The organism is Pseudomonas sp. p50(2008), assembly GCF_015351605.1.
Lineage (GTDB): Bacteria > Pseudomonadota > Gammaproteobacteria > Pseudomonadales > Pseudomonadaceae > Aquipseudomonas.
In genome coordinates this window covers 1-22,814 of the sequence record NZ_JACMYF010000004.1, presented here as the reverse complement: position 1 = coordinate 22,814, position 22,814 = coordinate 1, and the positions used below count along the sequence as shown (strand labels likewise).

Sequence of the window (22,814 nt, the reverse complement as noted above, 5' to 3'; positions counted from 1 at the left end):
ACGTTCAGAACAGAGCAGCCTGTGGCCGTATCCACACAAGGCTGCAATGTTTTGAATTATATTTTTAGAACCCTTCCAGCACGATCTTGCCTTTGGACTTGCCGCTTTCCAGCAGTTCGTGAGCGCGGCGCAGGTTGGCCGCGTTGATGGTGCCGAAGTGCTCACCGACCGTGGTCTTCAATGTTCCGGCGTCGATCAGCTCAGCGATGCGGTTGAGCAGTTTGTGCTGCTCGATCATGTCCGCGGTTTCGAACAGCGAGCGGGTGTACATGAACTCCCAGTGCAGCGACAGGCTCTTGCGCTTGAGCTTGGTCACATCCAGTGCTTTCGGATCGTCGATCAACGCCAGTTTCCCCTGTGGCGCCAGCGCTTCGACCAATTGATCCAAATGAGCATCGGTCTGGGTCAGGCTCGCGACGTGGGTGACGTGCTCGACTCCTGCACGCTTGAGCTCTTCGCTCAGCGGCTGACTGTGATCGATGACCAGGTCAGCCCCCAGCTCGCGCACCCAGCTTTGAGTTTCCGGGCGCGAGGCGGTGCCGATCACTTTCAAGCCGGTCAGTTGGCTGGCCAGTTGCGTGAGGATCGAACCGACACCGCCGGCAGCGCCGACGATCATCAGGCTCTGGCCTTCGTCGGTTTTGCCTTCGCGTACCTGCAGGCGTTCAAAAAGCAACTCCCAGGCAGTGATGGCGGTCAGCGGCAGGGCAGCTGATTCGGCGAAGCTCAACGTGGTCGGCATATGGCCAACGATCCGCTCGTCCACCACGTGCAGCTCGCTATTGCCGCCAGCGCGGGCAATGGAGCCTGCGTAGAACACGTTGTCGCCGGCCTTGAACAAGGTCACTTCACTGCCGACGGCCTTGACCACGCCTGCCACGTCCCAGCCCAGCACTTTCGCCGTGCCTTCTTCTGGCTGGACGTTCTGGCGGACCTTGGTGTCCACCGGATTGACCGAGATGGCCTTGACCTCCACCAACAGGTCCCGCGGCCCGGCGACGGGCTCTGGCAGTTCGATGTCTTGCAGGGACTTGGCGTCGGTGATCGGCAGTGAGGCGTAGTAGGCGATGGCTTTCATGGGTAACTCCAAAAAGTGGGTAATAAAAGACGGACTCAGGCCACGAAACCCAGGCGCTTGAGTTCGAAGTGTTCGATCAGGTCGCCGGCTGTTGCGCGGAAATTCTGGATATGGTTGCTGGCGTCATGGGCCTGCAACGCTTCGTCGCTGCTCCACTTTTCGATCATGTAGAAGGCCTGCGGATTGGCGAGGTCCACGTGCAGATCGTATTGACCGCAACCCGCCTCGGCACGGGTCGGTTCCAGCAACGCACGCAGATGCTTTTCGAGGGCGTCCTGCTGACCCGCTTTGGCGATGAGGGTGGCGATGGCGGTAAAGGGCTGGGACATGGTCGACTCCGGGACGGGCTGTTTTCGATGAGGCAGATGATTGGCTATTTCTACACAAGATAAAACCCGCTAAAAGAGCAGTCTCTTTCAATATTTTTTTGATAATCGGTGGAGAAATGCTGCGTTTCGATGACTTGCAGTTGTTCGTCCGGGCGGCGGATCTGGGCAGCCTTTCGGCGGCGGCGCGTGTAATGGACATGTCGGCAGCGGTGGCCAGTGCGGCCTTGAAGCGGATCGAACAGCAGCTGGGTGCCCGCTTGCTGGCTCGTTCGACGCGCAGCTTGCGCCTGACGGCCGAAGGTGAAGGTTTTCTCGAGTACGCCCGTGCCGCCCTGAGCAATCTCGATGAGGGGCGGCGTTTGTTGGCCAGCGGCCAGGATCAGGTCAGCGGCATTTTGCAGCTGTCGGCACCGTCGGACTTCGGCCGCAACCTGTTGCTGCCCTGGCTGGACGAGTTCCAGCGCGAACATCCGAAGCTCACGGTGCGCTTGTTGTTGGGAGACCGTATCGCCGACCTGTTCCGCCAGCCGGTGGACATCGCCCTGCGTTATGGCGAGCCGGAAGACTCCAGTCTGGTGGCGCTGCCCATCGCCCCCCATAACCGCCGTGTACTGTGCGCCGCGCCGGATTACCTCGCCCGACATGGCGAGCCTCGTCAACTCGAGCAACTGGCTCAGCACAATTGCCTGCTTTTCATGCTTGGCAGCCGGGTTCACGATCACTGGAGTTTTCATGACGGCAGACGCGAAGTCGGGCTGACGGTCAGTGGTGATCGTTTCAGCGATGATGCCGATGTCGTGCGTCTGTGGGCAGTGGCGGGAGCGGGAATTGCCTATAAATCCTGGCTCGATGTGGCGGCGGATGTATTGGCCGGTCGTCTGAAGCTGCTGATGCCGGAGTTGACCTGTGAGCGTGCGCCGCTGAACCTGTTGTGCGCTCATCGCGCACAACTGAGTAAGCCCGTGAACCTTTTGCGAGAAATGCTTGCCAGTCGATGCGGCACGTTGAGCGGGCAATTTCCGACTTTTGCCGCAGGTGAACATTAGTCGCAGCTAAATAGAGAAATTTCCCACAGGAACTATCACCACCCAGGGTTTCAGGGACGACAGGAAGTGGCGTCCCACCTGCTTATACTTGCATCCCCCTTTTGTCGGACATGGCGTACGCGGGTGGCCGAAGTTGCCCCGGAGCAGGGTGTTTTCGACGCCTTGGCCGAGAAAACAATAAGGGTCAAGATGTCTGCGAGCAGTCGACAAACGATTCAACAGGGAGTGAATAAATGGAACATGCACCTTGCATCAGCCAGATTGCCACGTTGCTGGCTGACCCAAAGCGCAGCGCAATGATGTGGGCCTTGATGGACGGTTCTGCACGCCAGGCCGAAGACCTGGCGCTTCTGGCCGGCCTGTCGCCCTCTTCCGCCAATGCCCATTTGGGGCGGTTGTCTGCCGGAGGTCTGTTGAAAGTCGAGGTTCGTGGACGCAAGCGGTTTTTCCGTCTTGCAGCGCCGGAAGTCGGCGCCGCGGTCCAGGCTTTGGCCAGCGCCACGCTGGCCAGCACTCCTCAGCCCATTCCAGATGTTTTCAAACGCTCGGTACCTGTGGCCAAACCCCAGGCAGTGCCTTCGCCATTGTTGCGCGCAAGGCTTTGCGAGGAACATTTGGGCGGTACCCTGGCCGCCGATTTGTATCAGCGCCTCGTGGATGCCGGCTGGATCGAGCAACACGATCAGCGAGTGTCCATCACGCACAAGGGCGCGACACAGCTGGCCTTGCGCGGTGTGTACATTCAGGCACTGACTCATCACAACGGTAAAGTCGCCTGCGCATGCCCTGACTGGAGCGAGCGACGTCCGCACATGGGCGGTCCACTGGGTGCGGCGTTGTTGCAGCTGTTCATGCAGTCCGGATGGCTGAGCCTGCCGAACGATTCACCCGCGTTGCTGGTGACGGTAACGGGACAGCGTGAAATCCATCGTTTTGCGAGGGAAACCGAGCTGGAAATGGCTGTTTGAACCGCGATCACGGCGATGTTCGGGGCGGTGAAAACCAGTGTGGGTGTTCGGGATGGAGACTTGAGGGAAGACACTGGAGGCGTTGAGTGAGGCTGTTGTCCTCGACTGACCACATACCCTGTAGGAGCGAGCCTGCTCGCGATGGTGGATTATCAGTCAACTGACAGGTTGAATGTAATGGCCTCATCGCGAGCAGGCTCACGCCTACAAAGGGCGTGTAGTGAGGCTTATGGCTTTACCAACCGCGCATCCAGGCTGTTCTGAGCCAGGCGTTTGGCCTGATCCTGGGTCATGCCCAGATCGGTGTACAGCGCGTGGAAGTTCTCGGTGACATAGCCGCCAAAGTACGCCGGGTCATCGGAATTCACGGTGACTTTCACCCCACGCTCCAGCATGTCCAGAATGTTGTGCTGAGACATGTGATCGAACACGCAAAGCTTGGTATTCGACAATGGGCAAACAGTCAGCGGAATCTGCTCGTCAATGATCCGCTGCATCAGGCGTTCATCTTCAATGGCGCGAACGCCATGGTCGATGCGCTGGATTTTCAGCAAGTCGAGGGCTTCCCAAATGTACTCGGGTGGACCTTCTTCACCGGCGTGGGCCACGGTCAGGAAGCCCTCGTGACGGGCGCGGTCGAATACCCGCTGGAACTTGCTTGGCGGGTGACCCATTTCCGAGCTGTCCAGGCCGACAGCCACAAACGCATCCCGGAACGGCAGTGCTTGGTCGAGGGTCTTTTCGGCTTCTTCTTCGCTCAGGTGGCGCAGGAAACTCAGTATCAAACCGCTGGTAATACCGAGCTGTTGCTCGCCGTCTTTCAGTGCGCTGGCGATGCCGTTGAGCACCACTTCGAATGGCACGCCACGGTCGGTGTGGGTCTGTGGATCGAAGAACGGTTCGGTGTGGATCACGTTCTGCGCCTTGCAGCGCAACAGGTACGCCCAGGTCAGGTCGTAGAAATCCTGGGAGGTGCGCAGCACGTCAGCGCCCTGGTAATACAGGTCGAGAAACTCTTGAAGGTTGTTGAAGTCGTACGCCTTGCGCAGGGTTTCAACGTCGCTCCACGGCAGCGCGATCTTGTTGCGCTCGGCCAGGGCGAACAACAGCTCAGGTTCCAGCGAACCCTCGAGGTGCAGGTGCAGTTCTGCCTTGGGCAGGGCGTTCAACCAGTCGTACATAGTCTTTTCTCATCAGGTGCAGATGCCGGGCATTCTACAGATGCCCGCGGCAACAATTGGTAAAACCTGACCAGCCGGTTCATCACACCCCTTCCGGCTCCCGGCGATAGGCGTAGGTGTCAGCGAAGCGCGACAGCAGGAACTCGGCGCACGTGGTGATCGGATATTTAGCGGGATGCTGCGCATCCTGGCAGCCGGGCAAGCATTCAATCACCGTGTCCGGGTGCGGTTCGGCGAAGAATGGCATCGAGTAACGGTCCACACCCAGCGGGCTGATCACCCGATGTGGCGTGGACAGGTAACGGTCGTTGCTCCAGCGCGCCATCATGTCGCCGAGATTGACCACGAACGTGCCGTCGATAGGCGGTGCGTCGATCCACTGGCCCTTGACGTTGCGCACTTGCAGCCCGCCGGCGGCATCCTGATACAGCAAGGTGATGCAGCCGTAATCGGTGTGTGCGCCGGCGCCTTGTTGCTCCTCGGAACTGGCGGTGTGGCGGGGCGGATAGTGGATCATTCGCAGTACGCTGACGGGTTGATTGAAGCGGGTGTCGAAGAAGTCGGGCTCGATGTTCAGCGCCAGGGTCATGGCCCGCAGCAGGGTTTGGGCGAGCGCCTGCATGTCGAGGTAATGTTGCTCCAGCAGAGGTTCCCAGCCGGGTATCGAGGGGTGACGGTTAGGGCCGCGCAAGGGTTTTTCTGCCAGTACGTCAGGGTGGTCATCTGGCAGGTGCAGGCCCATGTCGAAGGTTTCTTTGAGGTCGCTGGGTCTGCCTGGATCGAGTTGCTCGGTGGCGATGGCGCCGTAGCCGCGGTGGTGGCGGGTCTGGGTGATGTCGATCTGCAGTTTTTCGGTAGTGGGGAGGGTGAAGAACTGTTTGGCGCTATCGAGCACGGCTTCTATTCGCGATGGGCTGATCGGGTGGCCCTTGATGTAGAAAAAACCCCATTCGCGGCAGGCGTGGTCGATTTGGCTGGCGACGGATTGCCAGGCGGATTGATCGTCGGTGTAGAGCGGGGCGATGTCGATGATGGGAAGCTGATTCATGCGCAGTCCTTAAGAACGCTGAAGATCCAATGTGGGAGTGAGCCTGCGTGTGTCAGGCAGCACTGATGTCTACTGAGATGCCGGTATCGCGAGCAGGCTCTCCCACAGGGGATTGTGTGTCGTGCAGGAATTACTTCGGAATGTCGGCCTTCATGCCTTCGACGTAGTAGTTCATTGAAGCCAGCTCGGCATTGGTCGCTGTCACGCCGGACGGGATTTTCTCCGCGCCAGCCTGGTCCTTGATCGGCCCGGTGAAGGGGTGGAAGGCGCCGCTCTTGATGTCGGCAATGATCTGCTCGGCTTCGGCCTTCACCGCTGCAGGCACCAGGTCGCTGATTGGTAGCTCAACCGTGCCTTCCTTCAAGCCGCCCCAGTAATCCTGCGATTTCCATGAATGATCGAGCACGCTTTGGGTCGCCTGGATGTAGTGCGGTCCCCAGTCATTGACGATGGAAGTCAGCACCGCTTTCGGTCCGAAGTGCGCCATGTCCGAAGCGTAGCCGACGGCATATACACCGCGTCGCTCAGCGGCCTGGATCGGCGCCGGGCTGTCGGTGTGCTGGAACACCACGTCGACGCCCTGATCGATCAGGGCGTTGGCGGCGTCGGCTTCCTTGCCCGGATCGAACCATGAGTTGACCCACACCACCTTGATTTCCGTGCCGGGGTTGTACTTGTTCAGGGCCAGCTGGATGGCGTTGATGTCGCGGATCACTTCCGGGATCGGGAAGGACGCGACGTAGCCGATTTTTTTGCTTTTGGTCATCTTGGCGGCGAGGAAGCCGCCGACGTAACGCCCTTCATAGGTACGCGCCAGGTAGGTGCCGAGGTTCTTGTCCTGCTTGTACCCCGTGGCGTGTTCGAAGGTCACCTTGGGAAATTGCTTCGCGACTTTCAGGGTCGGGTTCATGTAGCCGAAAGAGGTACTGAAGATCAGGTCGTACTTGTCCTTGGCCATGTTGCGGATCACCCGCTCGGCGTCGGCGCCTTCGGGGACGTTTTCCACGTAGTTGGTGGTGATCTGGTTACCGAACTTTTCGGCCAGCGCCTTGCGCCCCTGTTCATGCTGATACGTCCAGCCGTGGTCACCGATCGGACCGATATAGACGAAACCGACTTTCAGCGGCTCGACGGCAGCGGCGGTCAGGCTGGTGCTCAGACCGATGGCTGCGGCAACGGCGCACATCAGTTTCTTCAACGGACGTTTATGCATGAACTCGAACTCCATTTTATTTTGAGGTTGACGAGTGCAATGCAAATTGCTGACCAATAAGACAACAAATGGCTAAAGACCGCGTAACGGCTATCGCGGGCAAGCCCGCTCCCACATGACCTGCGCAAATCCTGTGGGAGCGGGCGTGCCCGCGAAGGGGGGCGATTGGCCAATAAAAGTGCAGAGCCTGACACTGCCGCCATCCACTGGTGCGCTAAGGTGTAACGAAACGTTAGCGCCGTGCCGCAGTCAGTAGCTCATCACTCTGGTTTCGCTTCACTCGGTAAAAGGCCCGCAATGCTCACACTCCTCAAGCAAGAAAAGTTTCTGCTGCTGGCCCTGATCGCCGCGTTCATCGCTTATCCGCTGGAGCACTGGTTACTGCACAGCGGCCAGGTCGTGGCGTTGATCGGTGGTCTGGTGCTGATCGCGTTCATCGTCGCTGCTTCCATGCGCGTCGCCCATCACGCCGAACTGCTCGCGGAAAAGGTGGGCGACCCTTACGGCACGATGATCCTCACGCTGGCCGCAGTGCTGGTGGAAGTGGTGATCCTGGCCATCATGATGAGAAACGAAGCCTCGGCGACTTTGGTGCGCGATACGATTTATTCGGCGGTGATGCTCGACATCAACGGCATCCTCGGCCTGGCGGCGCTGATGGGTGGCCTCAAGCATGGTGAGCAGTCCTACAACGACGATTCGGCGCGCAGCTATAGCGTGATGATTCTTACCGCCATGGGCGTGTCGATGGTGGTGCCGGAGTTCATTCCCGAGGCGAACTGGAAAATTTATTCGGGTTTCACCATCGGTGCGATGGTCGTGCTGTATGCGCTGTTCCTGCGCATGCAGGTCGGGCCGCACAGTTATTTTTTCAGCTACAGCTACCCGGAAAAGCGTCGCCGCAAAGAGCCGGTAGAGACTGAACCGGCACCGGTCAGCCTGACCACTTCCATCGGCACATTGGTATTCGGCGTGGTGGTGATTGGCGCGCTGGCGGAGGTGATGTCCAAGACGCTCGATCTGGGGCTGGAAGGGACGGGAGCACCGCCGGTGATCACGGCGATTCTGGTGGCGGCGATTTCCGCGGCGCCGGAGATTTTGACGGCGTTGCGCGCGGCCTTGGCCAATCGCATGCAGTCAGTGGTCAACATCGCCATGGGCGCGTCGCTGTCGACAGTCATCCTGACCGTTCCGGTGATGGAAGCGATGGCACTCTATACCGGGCAGCCCTTTCAGATGGCGATGACACCGGTGCAGACCGTGATGATTTTCCTGACCTTGATCGTCAGCGCGATCAACCTCAACGATGGCGAAACCAATGCCATCGAAGGGATGACGCACTTTGTGCTGTTTGCGACGTTCATCATGTTGTCGCTGTTGGGGCTTTAAAAGCATCGCGGGCAAGCCCCGCTCCCACAGGTCAAACGCCGTTCTCAGGACCTGTGCAAAGCCTGTGGGAGCAAGGCTTGCCCGCGATGGCTTCAGGTCAGGTGCCAGCAATCAGCTGCCGGGCCGCCTGGCTGTGATCGGCGATCAAGCCTTTCAGATCCAGCCCCTCGACCTGCCCGTCTATCACGCGCCACTTGCCGGCGATCATCACCCGATCCGCACGGTCCGCGCCGCACAGCAGCAACGCTGAAACCGGGTCATGGCTGCCGGAGAAGCGCAGCTCATCCAGCTTGAACAGCGCCAGATCGGCCTGTTTTCCGACTGCCAGCTCACCGATGTCGGTGCGGCCCAGCAAACTGGCCGACCCTTTGGTTGCCCAGCCCAGAACCAGTTCCGGCGTGATCTTCTCAGCGCCATAACGCAGCCGCTGAATGTACAGCGCCTGACGGGTTTCGAGCATCATGTTCGAGGCATCGTTTGACGCAGAACCATCCACACCCAAACCGAGCAATGCGCCGGCTGCGGTCAGGTCCAGGGTCGGGCAAATGCCGGAAGCCAGGCGCATGTTCGAGCTTGGGCAATGGCAGATACCGGTGCCGGCAGCGCCGAGGCGGGCGATTTCATCGGGGTTGAAGTGAATGCCGTGGGCCAGCCAGGTGCGCGGGCCGAGCCAGCCGACGCTGTCCAGGTAATCCACGGTGCGCAGGCCGAAGCGCTGCAGGCAGAAATCTTCTTCGTCGAGGGTTTCGGCCAGGTGAGTGTGCAAGCGCACATCGAGCTTGTTCGCCAGTTCAGCGCTGGCGGACATGATTTCCGGGGTTACCGAAAACGGCGAGCAGGGCGCCAGGGCGATCTGGATTTGCGCGCCGTTGCCACGTTCGTGGTAGGCGGCGATCAGGCGCTGGCTGTCGTCGAGAATGACTTCGCCTTGCTGCACGGTCTGTTGCGGCGGCAGGCCACCGTCCTTTTCACCGAGGCTCATGGAACCGCGGGTCAGCATGGCGCGCATGCCCAGTTCGCGAACACTCTCGACTTGCACGTCGATCGCGTTTTCCAGCCCTTCCGGAAACAGGTAATGGTGATCGGCTGCGGTCGTGCAGCCAGACAGCAGCAGTTCGGCCAGCGCGACTTTGCTGGCGAGGGCGAGCTTTTCCGGCGTGAGGCGAGCCCAGACCGGGTAGAGGGTTTTCAACCACGGAAACAGCGGCTGATTAACCACCGGTGCCCAGGCACGGGTCAGGGTTTGATAGAAGTGGTGGTGGGTGTTGATCAGGCCCGGCAGGATCACATGCTCGCGAGCATCGAAGACCTGCTCACAGGGCGCGGAAGGTTGCTGGCCAGCGCCGAGCACTTCGACGATGACGCCGTCTTGCACCACCAGACCGCCACGGGCATCGAGGTCGTTGGCTGTGAAAATGGCAAGGGGGTTTTTTAACCAGGTACGGGTCGCAGGCATGTTGGCCGGCTCCTCTGAAAATTGGGTTCAGGGTTGCCAGCTCAGTGTTGCCCTGTCTGCTGATCCAGGTTCGCCGCGGGGGCGAGGTGCGGAGTTTCGGATAAAACGCTGTTGTGGGCAAGCCCGTCCCGACCAGACGTTGAACAACTGGGCGCCAAGTTTGTTCGCGATGGGTGTGTGTCAGTCGTCATGATTTCGACCGAGGTACCGCATCGCGAGCAAGCTCAGCTCCCACAGGTATAGGAAGCGACTTACCAGGGAATGGTTTCGCCTTTGTAATTGACGAAGTGATGCCCGCCCTTGCCGCTGTAGGCGTTCACTTGATCGATCAGCCCGCGCGTACTGGTTTCTACATCGATATCAGCGCCTTGGCCGCCCATGTCGGTCTTGACCCAACCTGGATGCAGCGACAGCACAGTGAGTTTCTGATCGCCCAATTGCGTCACAAAGCTGTTGGTCATGGAGTTCAGTGCCGCCTTACTGGCTTTGTACAACGCCAGGTCCGGCGAGTCAGGCATGGTCACGCTGCCCAGCACTGAGCTCATGAACGCCAGCACGCCACTGTCCGCACGAATCTGCCCGGCGAAACGCTGAGCCAGATTGATGGGTGCCACGGCATTGGTGAAAAACAACTGGCCGACTTCGGCCAATGTCGCGCCGCCCGGCGTCTGAACATCCGGACCCTTGACCCCGGCATTGACGAACAACAGATCAAACACATCGCCCTTGAGCTGTTGACTGAGGGCGATGACGGCCTGCTGATCGTCCATGTCGAGTTTTTCGATGCGCACGTCACCCAAGGCTTGCAGTGCCTGGGCGTTCTGTGGATTGCGGACGGTGGCGGTGACTTGCCAGCCATCGGACAGCAAGGTTTTCACCAGGCCCAGTCCCAGGCCCCGTGAGGCGCCGATGATGAGTGCGGTTTTTGCCGAAGTCATAAGGGTTTCCTTTGAATGGGGATCACGGATTTAACGGAGGCTGTTGCAACGGACATTGTTGCCCGAGTCGTTGCTGTAACTCGTGACGCAACGCGCCGAGTTCGGTCATGCGGGCTTCGATCAGCTTGAGCTTGTCTTGCAGCAGTTGTGTGACGGCGCTGTCCGGGTCGGGGGACTGCCACAACGCGGCGACGCTGTTGCCGATTTCGCCGAGGGTGAAGCCCAGCCGTTGGGCCGTCTTGATGTAGAGCACCAGTTGCACCATGTCCGCGGGGTAATCGCGGTAGCCGTTGGCGCTGCGTTGCGCGGCGATCAATCCACGCTGCTCGTAGAAGCGCAGCGTGTCACGACTGACCGCGCTGGCCTGGGCTAATTCACCGATGCGCATCATGACGTCTCGAGAGGGGCTTGACCCTGGAGCATACTCCAGGCTTTAGCCTTGTTGCTCCCTGAATTTATGGAGCAAGGCTGATGTGGACTTCATCGCAATACACTCGATTGGTGCGGGGCAGCGCCTGGTATGACCTGATCGTGACCGCCGCGTTTGCCACGCCGTGGAGTTTTGCTGCATTGCATGGGGTGTTGTCGGGTTTGAGTGCAGCGTTTGATCTGCCCGGGGAGCTGCCGGCGTTCGAGCCGATGCACATGCTGATGGCGAATCTGCTGGGGTCGATTGTCTGCGTGTGGGCGGTGCTGCGGATTCGTGATCCGCAGCAGGTGTATGGACGGTATGACGCTGTTGGCAGATTCCTGTTTGCTGCCTGGCAGTTGTATGCCTTGCTCCATGGCGCCACTGCGTTGTTAGTGGTTTTTCTGGTCTTTGAGTTGGCGTGGGGCGTGGCTCAGGTGTTGCCGGTTCCGACGATGAGTTCGACTCGGTCTCCCTAATGCCCGGCCTGCCACGGTTGCCCCAACGACATCGGCGCGTACAACCGAGTACGCACCGCATCCCGCGATAGCAGCACCAGCACCACAATGGTCGCGACGTAGGGCAGCATCGCCAGCAGGCTCGACGGGATCGCCAGCCCCAACCCCTGCGCCACCAGATGCAGGATGCTGGCGAGCCCGAACAGGTAAGCCCCGAGCAGCAAACGCCAGACCCGCCAGCTGGCGAAAACCACGAGCGCCAAAGCAATCCAGCCACGTCCGGCGCTCATGTTTTCGGCCCACATCGGCGTGTAGGCCAGGGACAAGTAAGCCCCGGCCAATCCCGCCATCGCACCGCCGAACACTACCGCCAGGGTCCGCACACCCAGCACCGGCAACCCCATGGCGCTGGCGGCATCCGGATTTTCCCCAACGGCTTGAATGATCAACCCGACGCGGCTTTTCACGATCACCCACGCCACCAGCGCAAACAGCACGAACGACAGATAAACCAGCAGATCCTGGGCAAACAGCATCCGCCCGATCAGCGGGATTTCACTCAGGTAGGGAATCGCGATCGGTTCAAAGCCGGCCAGGGGCTTACCTACCCAGGCAGCACCGACGAAGGTCGACAGGCCCACGCCAAAGATCGTCAGCGCCAACCCGGTAGCCACCTGATTGGCGTTGAACACCAGCGCGACCACGGCAAACAGCGACGACAACAGCATCCCGGCAAGCATCGCCAGCAACACGCCGAGCCACAGGTTGCCGCTGTTCAGCGCGACGATAAAACCAATCACCGCGCCAAACAGCATCATGCCTTCCTGGCCCAGGTTGAGGACGCCGCTCTTCTCGCAGATGAGTTCGCCCAATGCCACCAACAGCAGCGGCGTACCGCAACGGACCATGGCGTAGAAAATATTGCTCAGCAGATCGATATCCATCACAGCGCTCCTGCTTGTACGACGGTAGTGGGTGCGCGGCGGGCCCAGCGCAGGTTCAAGCGCGGTCGGTAGAGGATCAGCACGTCACTGGCCAGCAGGAAAAACAGCATCATGCCCTGGAACAATTGGGTGATGGCTTGAGGCAGGTTCATGCTCATCTGCGCGCTCTCGCCGCCGATGTACAGCAAGGCCATGAGCAGGCTGGAAAACAGAATGCCGATCGGATTCAAGCGCCCGAGAAACGCCACGGTGATCGCGGCGTAGCCATAACCGGGGGAGACCTGCGGCACCAATTGGCCGATCGGGCCGGTGACTTCACAGACGCCGGCGAGCCCTGCCAAACCGCCGCTGATCAACAGCGCCAGCCAGATCAGCCGCTTCTCGCGGAAACCGACAAATCCGGCAGCACGCTTGTCCAGCCCGAGCACTTTGATCTGGAACCCGACGAAGCTTTTTTGCAGCAGCACCCACACCGCGACCAGTGCGAGCAGCGCGAAATACACGCCGGCGTGGACTCGCCCGTCCTCCATCAACAAGGGCAAACGGCTGGCGTCGCCGAACATGGCCGACTCCGGGAAGTTGAACCCGGCGGGGTCTTTCAGCGGCCCATGTACGCAGAACAGCAGCAGGTTTAGGGCGATGTAATTGAGCATGATGCTGGTGAGGATTTCGTTGGCGTTGAAACGCGTGCGCAGCCACGCCGTCAGCCCGGCCCACGCCGCGCCGGCCAGGGTTCCGGTGAGCAGGATAAACACCAATGCCCAGCGGCTTTGCAGGTCGATGATGTTCACCGCCAATGCACTGCCCGCCAGCGCGCCGAGCAGCAGTTGGCCTTCGGCACCGATGTTCCAGATCCGCGCCTGATACGCCACCGCCAGGCCCAAGGCGCAGAGCAGAATTGGCAGCGCCTTGACCAACAGTTCGCAAACGCCATACAGATCGCTGATGGGCGCGATCAGCAAAGTGTGCAATGTCAGCAATGGGTCGTGCCCGAGCGCAATGAATAACAATGAGCCACAGCCCAGCGTCAGGATGGCCGCCAGTAAGGGCGAGCACCACAGCATCAGGCGTGATTGCTGACCGCGGGGTTCTAGAGAAAGCAGCATGTGTGACTCCGTTAAACCGTTGCGGATGCGGGTGATTGAGGGGCATCGAACTGACCGGCCATCCAGCGACCGACATCGATCAGTCGGGTGTCGGCGGTGGCCTTGAGCGTCGACATTTGGCCGCTGCACAAGGCACCCAGCCGGTCGCTGATCTGGAACAGTTCGTCGAGGTCTTCGGAGATCACCAAGATCGCCGCACCGCCATCGCGCAAGGCAATCAGCGCTCGATGAATGGTGGCGGCGGCGCCGACGTCCACGCCCCAGGTCGGGTGCGCGGCGATCAGCAGTTTCGGTTGTTGAAGGATTTCCCGGCCGAGAATGAATTTCTGCAGGTTGCCGCCGGACAAGCTGCGCGCCGGTGCTTGGGTGTCGGGAGTTTTCACTCCGAAGCGGTGGATGATCTCTTCGGCCAAGGCTTCGACCTTGCTGCGTTGGATCAGGCCGTTGCTTACCAGACCGTGTTGGAAGGCGGTCAGCAGCGCGTTGTCGGCCAGGCTGAGTTCCGGCACCGCACCGTGGCCCAGACGCTCGGCGGGAACGAAGGCCAGACCGAGTTTGCGTCGCGCATCGGGTCGCAGATGGGCCACGGGTTGGCCGCCGAAACAGATCCTGTCGGCGTCGTTGTGGTGCAGCCGTTGCTCACCACTGAGCAACGCGAGCAACTCATCCTGGCCATTGCCGGCGACACCGGCGATACCGACGATTTCACCGCCGCGCACTTCAAGATGGATGGCCTTGAGCGAGCAACCAAACGGGTCCGGATTGTGCCAGGACACCCCCTTCACGTTGAGAAAGACATCACCGCCCATAGCCTTTGGGTAATCGGTGATCAGCTCGGCGGTTTCTCCGACCATTAACCGCGCCAGTTGCTGATCGGAGCATTCGGTCGGCACGCAATGTCCGGCCACTCGACCGCCGCGTAACACCGTGGCGCTGTGGCACAACGCGCGCACTTCACTGAGCTTGTGGCTGATAAACAGAATGCTGCAGCCTTCCGACGCCAGGCGCCGCAAAGTGACGAACAAATCGTCGGCCTCTTGAGGTGTTAGCACCGAAGTCGGTTCATCGAGAATCAGCAGGCGGATGTCCTGCATCAGGCAGCGAATGATCTCCACCCGTTGCCGTTCCCCGATGGACAGGCTGTGGACAAGTCGCTCGGGTTCCAGCGCCATGCCATAGCGCTGGGATACTTCACGGATTTTGGGTTCGAGCTGTTTCGGCGTACCGGCCGCGCCGCCCATGGCCAGGGCAATGTTTTGTGCCACGGTCAGGGTTTCAAACAACGAAAAATGCTGGAACACCATACCGATTCCCAAACTCCGGGCCTGGCCAGGATTGCGCATGTTCACGCGCTGCCCTTGCCAGATGATCTCTCCCGAATCGGCCTGGGTGACGCCATAAATAATCTTCATCAGAGTACTTTTGCCCGCACCATTCTCGCCGAGCAGGGCGTGGATTTCGCCCGGATCGATGCTGAGGTCGATGGCGTCGTTGGCCAGGCAACCGGGATAACGCTTGGAGATTTTGCGCATCTGCAGGCGGGGTGTTGGGTCGGGGATCGGCACGGGGTTGGGCATGACAGGCTCGGGTCGATTGGAGTTGTGCCTGTGGATAAAGCAATTTCCTGGCCATTGAGTCAGGAAAAGTCGAAAACACTCAGGGTAGAGGTCTTGAGGACGGTACTTCGAGCGAGATTGTGTATTGGTCCGGCACTACTTGAGGGCGGCACAATTGAGCAAGCCCTGTTTTAGCCCTGGTTTGGCTGGTCAAAAAACGAGCAGCGCGCCGCAAGCCATGCAGGATATGGGGCAGCGACAGGCATAAACGGGTTATCCACAGATTGCTCCACAGTATTTGTGCGCAAGCTCCCGCGACGGGCATAAGCACTGACCGGCTTTCTTCTAACGGCGATATACGACGCTAACTGATTGTTTTTAAATTGATTTGTTTGTTTTCATGGCAGATTGGGCAAAAAATGTACAAAGCCCGCAAAGCCGCATGACAGAAGGGTTACAGCCGAGTGTGCTCAGGTTATCCACAGCCGGATGCACAGTAGATGTGGGCAAGTGTTAGGAGCATGAGGATTGGGCGATGCTCTAAAAGATCGCAGGCTGCGCTTCTCTGAGCGTCTTAACGTTGCAACAAAATGCGCCCGCGACTGAGATCTGCCAGCAGCGTTTGAAGGGTATCAATCTGGGCTTCACCCACCGCCAATTGCAGCTCTACGCCATTAGCGGTGAATGTCTCTTCGGTCACCAGGCCTCCCAGCTCTGCTACACGAAGTTTCACCAATGGCAGCTCGGCGAACCCACAGGCACAACTCAGAGGTACCCGGCTGATCAACTCGACTTTCGGTGCGTTTTGCAGGCATTTGTTTGCCCCGCCGCCATACGCCCGTGCGAGGCCGCCGGTGCCGAGTTGAATCCCGCCGTACCAGCGAATCACCAACACCACGACCTGATCACAGTCCTGTGCGTCGATGGCCGCCAAAATCGGACGACCTGCTGTGCCACCCGGTTCGCCGTCATCGGTGCTGCGGTATTGATCGCCAAGCTTCCACGCCCAGCAGTTGTGCGTGGCATTCAAGTCGCTGTGCTGCTCGATGAATGCCTGGGCTTCAGCCGGGCTGCCGATCGGTGCGGCGAAGGTGATGAAGCGACTTTTGCGAATCTCTTCGCGGTATTCGCAAAAACCGCTGAGGGTAAAAGGCATAGGTGTCTTAAATAGTGGGCGTGAGGCCGCAGCCCTTGAGGATGATGCGGATCAGGTTGTTGCCGGCGTCTTCCATGTCCTGCTTGGTCAACTTGGAGCGCCCGCTAACGCGGCAGATCTGCGTGGCGAAGTCAGCGTAATGCTGGGTGCTGCCCCACAGGAGAAAGATCAGATTGACCGGGTCGACGGGGTCCATTTTGCCTGCATCGATCCACGCCTGGAACACCGCGGCACGGCCCTGGAACCAGGCACGGTAGTCCTGATTGAAGTACTCGGTCAGGCATTCGCCACCACTGATGACTTCCATCGCGAAGATCCGCGAGGCCTGCGGCTGACGTCGCGAGAATTCCATCTTCGCGCGAATGTACCGCGTCAGCGCCTCGGCGGGATCATCCTCGGCTGTCAGGGTGTTGAAGGTGCTATCCCACAGTTCGATGATGTTGCTCAGCACCGCGACGTACAAACCAAGCTTATTGGTGAAGTAGTAATGCAGGTTCGCTTTTGGCAATCCGGCATTCAGGGCGATGGTGTTCATGCTGGTGCCTTTGAAACCGTGACGCGCGAATTCGTCTTCAGCGGCTTTGATGATGGTCTCTTCGTTCTTTTGACGAATGCGGCTGGCGGGTTTTCCGCCGTGGGCTGGGACTTCAAAGGTCATAGGCACTTCCGAACTGATAGGTGGGTGCAACCAGTGCGTTGATAGCGCACCCACGTGTATCAGACAAGTCCTGTCACGATAAAAGCGCTACACCTGCTCGGTCGGCTCGGCGTTCAGTGCCTGATTGACTGCAGCCGGGCTTGTTTTGGTTTCAGGGAGCATAAGGCACATCAGAATCGCGGTCAGACCTCCGCTTGTGATCGCCGAATCGAACAGGTTCTGTACGAGCTTGGGCATCAGGTGCAAAAGGTTGGGTTGCGCCGCGATGCCCAAGCCCACTCCGAAGGACGTGGCAATGATCAACATGCTGCGTCGGTCCAGCGGTGCCTGGGCAAGGATACGTACGCCGGCGGCCGCGACGCTGCCAAACATCACCAGCGTTGCACCGCCGAGCACCGGTTTGGGGATTTGCTGCAGCACCGCGCCTATCAGGGGAAACAACCCGAGACAGAACAGCACTGCACCGATGTATAACCCGACGTAACGGCTGGCCACGCCGGTGAGCTGAATCACACCGTTGTTCTGCGCGAACGTGGTGTTGGGGAACGCGCTGAACGTGGCGGCGATGACGCAACTGACGCCGTCACCGAGCACGCCTCCCTTCAGCCGATTGATATAGGAAGGCCCCGTGATGGGCTGGCGCGCGAGCATGCAATTGGCTGTCAGGTCGCCGACGGTTTCGATGGTGCTGATCAGGTAGATAAGTGCGACTGGCAGGAACGCGCTCCAGTCGAAGTTGAAGCCGAACTTGAATGGGATTGGGAGACTGATCAGCGGCACGTCAGGCAATGGCTGTGGCACCAGTTTTCCGCTGAACCAGGCAGCCAGGCTGCCAAGTACCAGGCCGATGATAATGGCAGAGAGTCGGATCCAGGGGGTGTTCGAACGGTTGAGCAAAATGATCGTCAACAGCACGAATACGCCAAGGGCGAGATTGCCCGGCGCCCCGAAGTCCGCGGCGTTGAAACCGCCACCCAGATCGGTGATGCCGACCTTGATGAGGCTGATGCCGATCAGCGTAATCACGATCCCGGTCACCAATGGCGTGATTACCCGGCGCAATTGGCCGATGAAGCGGCTCAGGACTATCTGCACCACGGCGCCAAAGAAGCACACCCCGAAAATCATCGCCAGGATATCTTCCGGGCTGCCACCGCGCTGTTTGACCAGAAATCCTGCCGACAACACAGCGCCCAGGAACGCAAAGCTGGTGCCTTGCAAGCAGATCATGCCGGCCCCGATGCCAAACGGCCTGCGTGCCTGAATGAAGGTCCCTACCCCCGAAACCATCAACGCCATGCTGATCAGGTAGGGCAAGTGGGCGGTGAGTCCCAGCGTTGAACCGATGACCAGCGGCGGGGTAATGATGCCGACAAAACTGGCGAGCACGTGTTGCAGCGCGGCGAGGATAGCGGCGAGTGGCTTCGGACGGTCGTTGAGGCCATAGATCAAATCGCTAGGGCTTGAGGATTCTGGCTGCATGGGTGTTGGTCTTCTTTTTAAGCGGGAATGACGGTACTCATGCCCTGCAAAAAGCTGTCCAAGTGCTCAAGATATTTTGCGTTGTAAGGCCTGTAGCCCTTTGATTACGACACTCTGGTGATTTTTCATCTCGTTGCGGCCAGGCTTTCCAGAAAGCTTTCGAGCACTAAATGGGGGCGGCGGCCCTTGCGTGTGACCGATGCGAGACTCAGGTCATAGAAGCGTGCTTTGGGCTTCAATGCTCGCAACCGGCCTTGTTGCACCCACAGGGCAGCGTAGTGGTCTGGCAGATAGCCGATGTAGCGCCCGGTCAGGATCAGGAAGGCCATGCCTTCACGGTCGGATGCGCTGGCGGTGCAGTTAAGCGCCTGGTAATGGGCCTGGATGTCGGCGGGTAAACGGAAGGTGGGGGCGATGGCGTCCTGGCTATTGAGGCGTTCGTCGTCCAGTTGTTTGTCGTCGACGTAAAACAATGGGTGGCCGACCGCGCAATACAGCAGGGAGCGCTCGCTGTAGAGCGGCTGATATTCCAGTCCCGACAGTGCGCTGGCTTGGGGCACCACGCCGACATGCAGACGACCGTCGAGTACACCTTGTTCGACTTCGTTGGGCGCGATCATGCGGATCTGGATCTGCACGTCGGGGCCACGTTCCTTCAGTTGTGCAAGGGCGTGGGTAATGCGCATGTGGGGGAGGGTGACGAGGTTGTCGGTCAGCCCGATGGTCAATTCGCCGCGCAGGTGCTGATGCAGGCCGTTGACCTCGGTGCGAAAACTTTCCAGTGCACTTAATAGCTGCAACGCGGATTGATAGACCTCCCGACCTTCTTCGGTCAGGGAAAAGCCTGCACGACCGCGTTGGCACAGGCGCAGTCCGAGGCGCTGTTCCAGGTCGCTCATTTGCTGGCTGATGGCTGAACGGCCGATGCCCAGCACTGACTCCGCGGCAGAGAAGCCGCCGCACTCCACCACGCTACGAAAAATCCTCAGCAGTCGGATATCAAAGTCGCTGACTTGCGCCAGAGGATCGGGGCGGCGAGTGCTCATGCTGTTAATTACTCAAAGTTTAGTCTGGGTCAGACTGAAGGTTAGAAAAGTTGGATTTCACAGACTTTATCCTCGTGGCAATTTAGCTGCAAGAACGCTTTTTGATCTCTATGCCGCTTATTGCCCTGCGAGGTTTTGCTCATGAACATGCCTGAAAACGCTCAGTCTTCCCTGGCCAGCCAGTTGAAGCTCGATGCTCACTGGATGCCTTACACCGCCAACCGTAACTTCCAGCGTGATCCGCGACTGATCGTTGCCGCTGAGGGCAGTTGGCTGACTGACGACAAGGGCCGCAAGGTGTATGACTCATTGTCCGGTCTGTGGACATGCGGCGCAGGGCACACCCGCAAGGAGATCCAGGAAGCCGTCGCCAAGCAACTGGGCACCCTCGATTACTCGCCGGGCTTTCAGTACGGCCACCCGCTGTCGTTCCAGCTGGCTGAAAAGATCACTGATCTGACGCCGGGCAATCTGAATCACGTGTTCTTTACGGACTCGGGTTCCGAGTGTGCGGATACGGCCGTGAAGATGGTTCGCGCTTACTGGCGCCTGAAAGGCCAGGCCACCAAGACGAAGATGATCGGCCGTGCGCGTGGTTATCACGGTGTGAACATCGCCGGTACCAGCCTTGGCGGTGTGAACGGCAACCGCAAAATGTTTGGTCAGGCGATGATGGATGTCGATCATCTGCCGCACACGCTGCTGGCGAGCAATGCCTATTCCCGTGGTATGCCGAAAGAGGGCGGTATCGCTCTGGCGGATGAGCTGTTGAAGCTGATCGAACTGCATGACGCTTCTAACATCGCTGCAGTGTTTGTGGAGCCGATGGCCGGTTCCGCTGGTGTGCTGGTTCCGCCAGAGGGTTACCTCAAGCGCCTCCGCGAGATCTGCGATCAGCACAATATTCTTCTGGTGTTCGATGAAGTGATCACCGGTTTCGGTCGCACCGGTTCCATGTTTGGTGCTGACAGCTTCGGCGTGACCCCGGATCTGATGTGCATCGCCAAGCAAGTCACCAACGGCGCGATCCCGATGGGTGCGGTGATTGCCAGTTCCGAGATCTACCAGACCTTCATGAATCAGGCGACGCCTGAGTACGCGGTCGAGTTTCCGCACGGCTACACGTATTCCGCACACCCGGTGGCCTGTGCCGCTGGCCTGGCGGCACTCGATCTGCTGCAGAAAGAAAACCTGGTGCAGAGCGTGGCCGAAGTGGCGCCGCATTTCGAAAATGCGCTACACGGTCTGAAGGGGTCGAAGAACGTTATCGACATTCGCAACTACGGCCTGGCCGGTGCGATCCAGATCGCTGCGCGTGACGGAGATGCCATCGTGCGTCCGTTCGAAGCGGGCATGGCATTGTGGAAGGCAGGGTTCTACGTACGCTTTGGCGGCGACACTTTGCAGTTCGGCCCAACATTCAATAGCAAACCGCAGGACCTTGATCGTTTGTTCGATGCGGTCGGCGAAGTGCTGAACAAGATCGACTGATTCCAAACGCTATCTATATATAGAGGGCGCCCTGAGCAGGGCGCTTGTGGACAATTTTCAGGAGCCCCGCATGAGCCTTATCCCGCATTTGATCAATGGTGAGCTGGTGACCGACAACGGTCGCACTGCTGACGTGTTCAACCCGTCGACCGGTCAGCCCATTCATAAAGTGCCATTGGCCAGCCGCGAAACCATTCAACAGGCGATCGACGCTGCCAAGGCTGCATTCCCGGCCTGGCGCAATACGCCACCGGCGAAACGTGCCCAAGTGATGTTTCGCTTCAAGCAATTGCTGGAACAGAACGAAGCGCGTATTTCCCAGCTGATCAGCGAAGAGCACGGCAAGACACTTGAAGACGCGGCAGGTGAACTGAAGCGCGGTATCGAGAACGTCGAGTTCGCCTGTGCCGCTCCGGAAATCCTCAAGGGCGAGTACAGCCGTAACGTCGGCCCGAACATTGATGCGTGGTCGGATTTCCAACCGCTTGGTGTGGTCGCGGGTATTACGCCCTTCAACTTCCCGGCGATGGTGCCGCTCTGGATGTATCCGTTGGCGATCGTCTGCGGTAACTGCTTCATCCTCAAGCCGTCCGAGCGTGATCCGAGCTCCACATTGCTGATCGCGCAGTTGCTGCTAGAAGCCGGTCTGCCAAAAGGTGTGATGAGCGTGGTGCATGGCGACAAGTCGGCAGTGGACGCGCTGATCGAAGCGCCGGAAGTCAAGGCGCTGAGCTTTGTCGGTTCGACGCCGATTGCCGAGTACATCTATGCCGAGGGCACCAAGCGCGGCAAGCGCGTACAGGCACTGGGCGGCGCAAAGAATCACGCGGTATTGATGCCGGATGCGGATCTGGATAACGCGGTCAGCGCGTTGATGGGCGCTGCCTACGGTTCCTGTGGCGAGCGTTGCATGGCGATCTCGGTGGCCGTGTGTGTGGGCGATCAGGTAGCAGATGCACTGGTGGCCAAGCTGGTACCGCAGATCAAGGCACTGAAAATCGGTGCAGGTACTTCTTGCGGTCTGGACATGGGGCCGCTGGTCACGGGGCAGGCGCGGGACAAAGTCGGCGGTTATGTGGATGACGGCGTTGCTGCCGGCGCCACGCTGGTGGTCGATGGTCGCGGCCTGAGTGTGGCAGGCCATGAAGAAGGGTTCTTCCTGGGTGGCTGCCTGTTCGACAACGTCACGCCAGAGATGCGTATCTATAAAGAAGAGATCTTTGGGCCAGTGCTGTGTGTCGTCCGCGTCAACAGCCTGGAAGAGGCAATGCAGCTGATCAATGATCACGAGTATGGCAACGGCACCTGCATCTTCACCCGTGATGGGGAAGCGGCGCGGTTGTTCTGCGATGAGATCGAAGTCGGTATGGTCGGCGTCAACGTGCCGCTGCCAGTTCCGGTTGCGTATCACAGCTTTGGTGGCTGGAAGCGTTCGTTGTTTGGTGACCTGCACGCTTATGGTCCGGATGGGGTGCGCTTCTATACCCGTCGCAAGGCCATTACGCAGCGCTGGCCGCAACGTGCGAGTCATGAAGCTTCGCAGTTCGCATTTCCTAGCTTGTAAGTAGAAGGGAATAAGGCCGCCTTTAATAGGCGGCCTTCTTGTTTTCGGGGCTTTTTTGACCTTTGTGACAGATTTATGAAATTAGAGGTTGACGGCAGATTCAGGATGTCTATAATTCGCCCCACTTCCGGCGCAGTCGAAACGGAAAACTCCTTGGTAAACAAAGAGTTGCGCGGTTTTCGGCAGTGAGTTGCTTCAGGTCATCGAAGCGCGAAAGGAGTTGAAAAAGAGGTGTTGACAGCAGCGAGTAACGCTGTAGAATTCGCCTCCCGCTAACGAGAGATCGAAAGCGCAAGTG

General features: G+C 59.2%; 21 protein-coding genes. 6 read left to right on the top strand and 15 right to left on the bottom strand.

Annotated features, from left to right (window positions below; all coding sequences use genetic code 11):
- Positions 1 to 64 precede the first annotated feature (64 nt).
- Together H7698_RS11905 and H7698_RS11900 are read right to left on the bottom strand one after the other, a co-directional pair.
- Complete coding sequence (locus tag H7698_RS11905; RefSeq protein WP_194691498.1) at positions 65 to 1,078, bottom strand: zinc-binding alcohol dehydrogenase family protein; 1,014 nt, start codon at positions 1,076 to 1,078, stop codon at positions 65 to 67.
- Positions 1,079 to 1,113: 35 nt separating this feature from the next.
- Positions 1,114 to 1,407: a putative quinol monooxygenase gene (locus H7698_RS11900; RefSeq protein WP_194691497.1), complete on the bottom strand. Its 294-nt coding sequence runs from the start codon at positions 1,405 to 1,407 to the stop codon at positions 1,114 to 1,116.
- 116 nt (positions 1,408 to 1,523) lie between these two features.
- Between H7698_RS11900 and H7698_RS11895 the strand changes: the two genes are divergently transcribed.
- Positions 1,524 to 2,453, top strand: a complete 930-nt coding sequence (locus H7698_RS11895) for a LysR family transcriptional regulator (protein WP_162440100.1) — start codon at positions 1,524 to 1,526, stop codon at positions 2,451 to 2,453.
- A gap of 233 nt (positions 2,454 to 2,686) precedes the next feature.
- The gene (locus tag H7698_RS11890; RefSeq protein ID WP_162440101.1) at positions 2,687 to 3,421 is read left to right on the top strand and encodes an ArsR/SmtB family transcription factor; all 735 of its coding nucleotides are present in this window, start codon (positions 2,687 to 2,689) and stop codon (positions 3,419 to 3,421) included.
- Positions 3,422 to 3,648: 227 nt separating this feature from the next.
- Here H7698_RS11890 and H7698_RS11885 read toward each other — a convergent pair whose 3' ends face one another.
- From H7698_RS11885 to H7698_RS11875, 3 genes are all read right to left on the bottom strand, one after another.
- Positions 3,649 to 4,602 (bottom strand): adenosine deaminase, encoded by a 954-nt coding sequence (locus H7698_RS11885; RefSeq protein WP_194691496.1) that lies wholly within the window; start codon positions 4,600 to 4,602, stop codon positions 3,649 to 3,651.
- 82 nt (positions 4,603 to 4,684) lie between these two features.
- Complete coding sequence (locus H7698_RS11880; protein WP_194691495.1) at positions 4,685 to 5,650, bottom strand: 2-oxoglutarate and iron-dependent oxygenase domain-containing protein; 966 nt, start codon at positions 5,648 to 5,650, stop codon at positions 4,685 to 4,687.
- 130 nt (positions 5,651 to 5,780) lie between these two features.
- Entirely contained in the window at positions 5,781 to 6,863 is a 1,083-nt protein-coding gene (locus H7698_RS11875; protein WP_194691494.1) for a BMP family ABC transporter substrate-binding protein, read from the bottom strand.
- 297 nt (positions 6,864 to 7,160) lie between these two features.
- On the opposite strand from H7698_RS11875, the gene H7698_RS11870 reads away from it, so the two are divergent.
- Positions 7,161 to 8,252, top strand: a complete 1,092-nt coding sequence (locus tag H7698_RS11870) for a calcium:proton antiporter (RefSeq protein WP_162440105.1) — start codon at positions 7,161 to 7,163, stop codon at positions 8,250 to 8,252.
- Positions 8,253 to 8,349: 97 nt separating this feature from the next.
- Here the strand turns inward: H7698_RS11870 and H7698_RS11865 are convergent, their stop codons facing one another.
- The 3 genes from H7698_RS11865 to H7698_RS11855 form a co-directional block, all read right to left on the bottom strand.
- Positions 8,350 to 9,708 (bottom strand): 8-oxoguanine deaminase, encoded by a 1,359-nt coding sequence (locus H7698_RS11865; RefSeq protein WP_162440106.1) that lies wholly within the window; start codon positions 9,706 to 9,708, stop codon positions 8,350 to 8,352.
- Positions 9,709 to 9,959: 251 nt separating this feature from the next.
- A complete protein-coding gene (locus H7698_RS11860; protein WP_194691493.1) occupies positions 9,960 to 10,646 on the bottom strand; it encodes an SDR family oxidoreductase in 687 nt (228 codons plus the stop codon).
- Between the two features lie 22 nt (positions 10,647 to 10,668).
- Complete coding sequence (locus tag H7698_RS11855) at positions 10,669 to 11,034, bottom strand: MerR family transcriptional regulator (protein WP_194691859.1); 366 nt, start codon at positions 11,032 to 11,034, stop codon at positions 10,669 to 10,671.
- A gap of 83 nt (positions 11,035 to 11,117) precedes the next feature.
- Between H7698_RS11855 and H7698_RS11850 the strand changes: the two genes are divergently transcribed.
- Positions 11,118 to 11,534 (top strand): hypothetical protein, encoded by a 417-nt coding sequence (locus H7698_RS11850; protein ID WP_194691492.1) that lies wholly within the window; start codon positions 11,118 to 11,120, stop codon positions 11,532 to 11,534.
- Here H7698_RS11850 and H7698_RS11845 read toward each other — a convergent pair.
- The 7 genes from H7698_RS11845 to H7698_RS11815 form a co-directional block, all read right to left on the bottom strand.
- Positions 11,531 to 12,457, bottom strand: coding sequence for an ABC transporter permease (locus tag H7698_RS11845; RefSeq protein ID WP_162440109.1), 927 nt, complete (start codon positions 12,455 to 12,457; stop codon positions 11,531 to 11,533). The two genes, H7698_RS11850 and H7698_RS11845, sit on opposite strands and share 4 nt — an antisense overlap.
- Positions 12,457 to 13,563, bottom strand: coding sequence for an ABC transporter permease (locus H7698_RS11840; RefSeq protein ID WP_194691491.1), 1,107 nt, complete (start codon positions 13,561 to 13,563; stop codon positions 12,457 to 12,459). The genes H7698_RS11845 and H7698_RS11840 overlap by 1 nt, the downstream gene beginning before the upstream one ends.
- An 11-nt stretch (positions 13,564 to 13,574) precedes the next feature.
- Positions 13,575 to 15,140: an ABC transporter ATP-binding protein gene (locus H7698_RS11835; protein ID WP_194691490.1), complete on the bottom strand. Its 1,566-nt coding sequence runs from the start codon at positions 15,138 to 15,140 to the stop codon at positions 13,575 to 13,577.
- Between the two features lie 553 nt (positions 15,141 to 15,693).
- Complete coding sequence (locus H7698_RS11830; RefSeq protein ID WP_194691489.1) at positions 15,694 to 16,275, bottom strand: IMPACT family protein; 582 nt, start codon at positions 16,273 to 16,275, stop codon at positions 15,694 to 15,696.
- 7 nt (positions 16,276 to 16,282) lie between these two features.
- Positions 16,283 to 16,933 (bottom strand): TetR/AcrR family transcriptional regulator, encoded by a 651-nt coding sequence (locus H7698_RS11825; protein WP_162440113.1) that lies wholly within the window; start codon positions 16,931 to 16,933, stop codon positions 16,283 to 16,285.
- 87 nt (positions 16,934 to 17,020) lie between these two features.
- Entirely contained in the window at positions 17,021 to 18,415 is a 1,395-nt protein-coding gene (locus H7698_RS11820) for a uracil-xanthine permease family protein (protein WP_194691488.1), read from the bottom strand.
- Positions 18,416 to 18,540: 125 nt separating this feature from the next.
- Positions 18,541 to 19,461: a LysR family transcriptional regulator gene (locus H7698_RS11815; RefSeq protein WP_162440115.1), complete on the bottom strand. Its 921-nt coding sequence runs from the start codon at positions 19,459 to 19,461 to the stop codon at positions 18,541 to 18,543.
- Positions 19,462 to 19,602: 141 nt separating this feature from the next.
- On the opposite strand from H7698_RS11815, the gene H7698_RS11810 reads away from it, so the two are divergent.
- Both H7698_RS11810 and H7698_RS11805 read left to right on the top strand, forming a co-directional pair.
- Positions 19,603 to 20,952, top strand: coding sequence for an aspartate aminotransferase family protein (locus H7698_RS11810; RefSeq protein WP_194691487.1), 1,350 nt, complete (start codon positions 19,603 to 19,605; stop codon positions 20,950 to 20,952).
- A 70-nt stretch (positions 20,953 to 21,022) separates the two neighbouring features.
- The gene (locus H7698_RS11805; protein ID WP_162440117.1) at positions 21,023 to 22,516 is read left to right on the top strand and encodes a CoA-acylating methylmalonate-semialdehyde dehydrogenase; all 1,494 of its coding nucleotides are present in this window, start codon (positions 21,023 to 21,025) and stop codon (positions 22,514 to 22,516) included.
- The last annotated feature ends 298 nt before the right edge of the window (positions 22,517 to 22,814 follow it).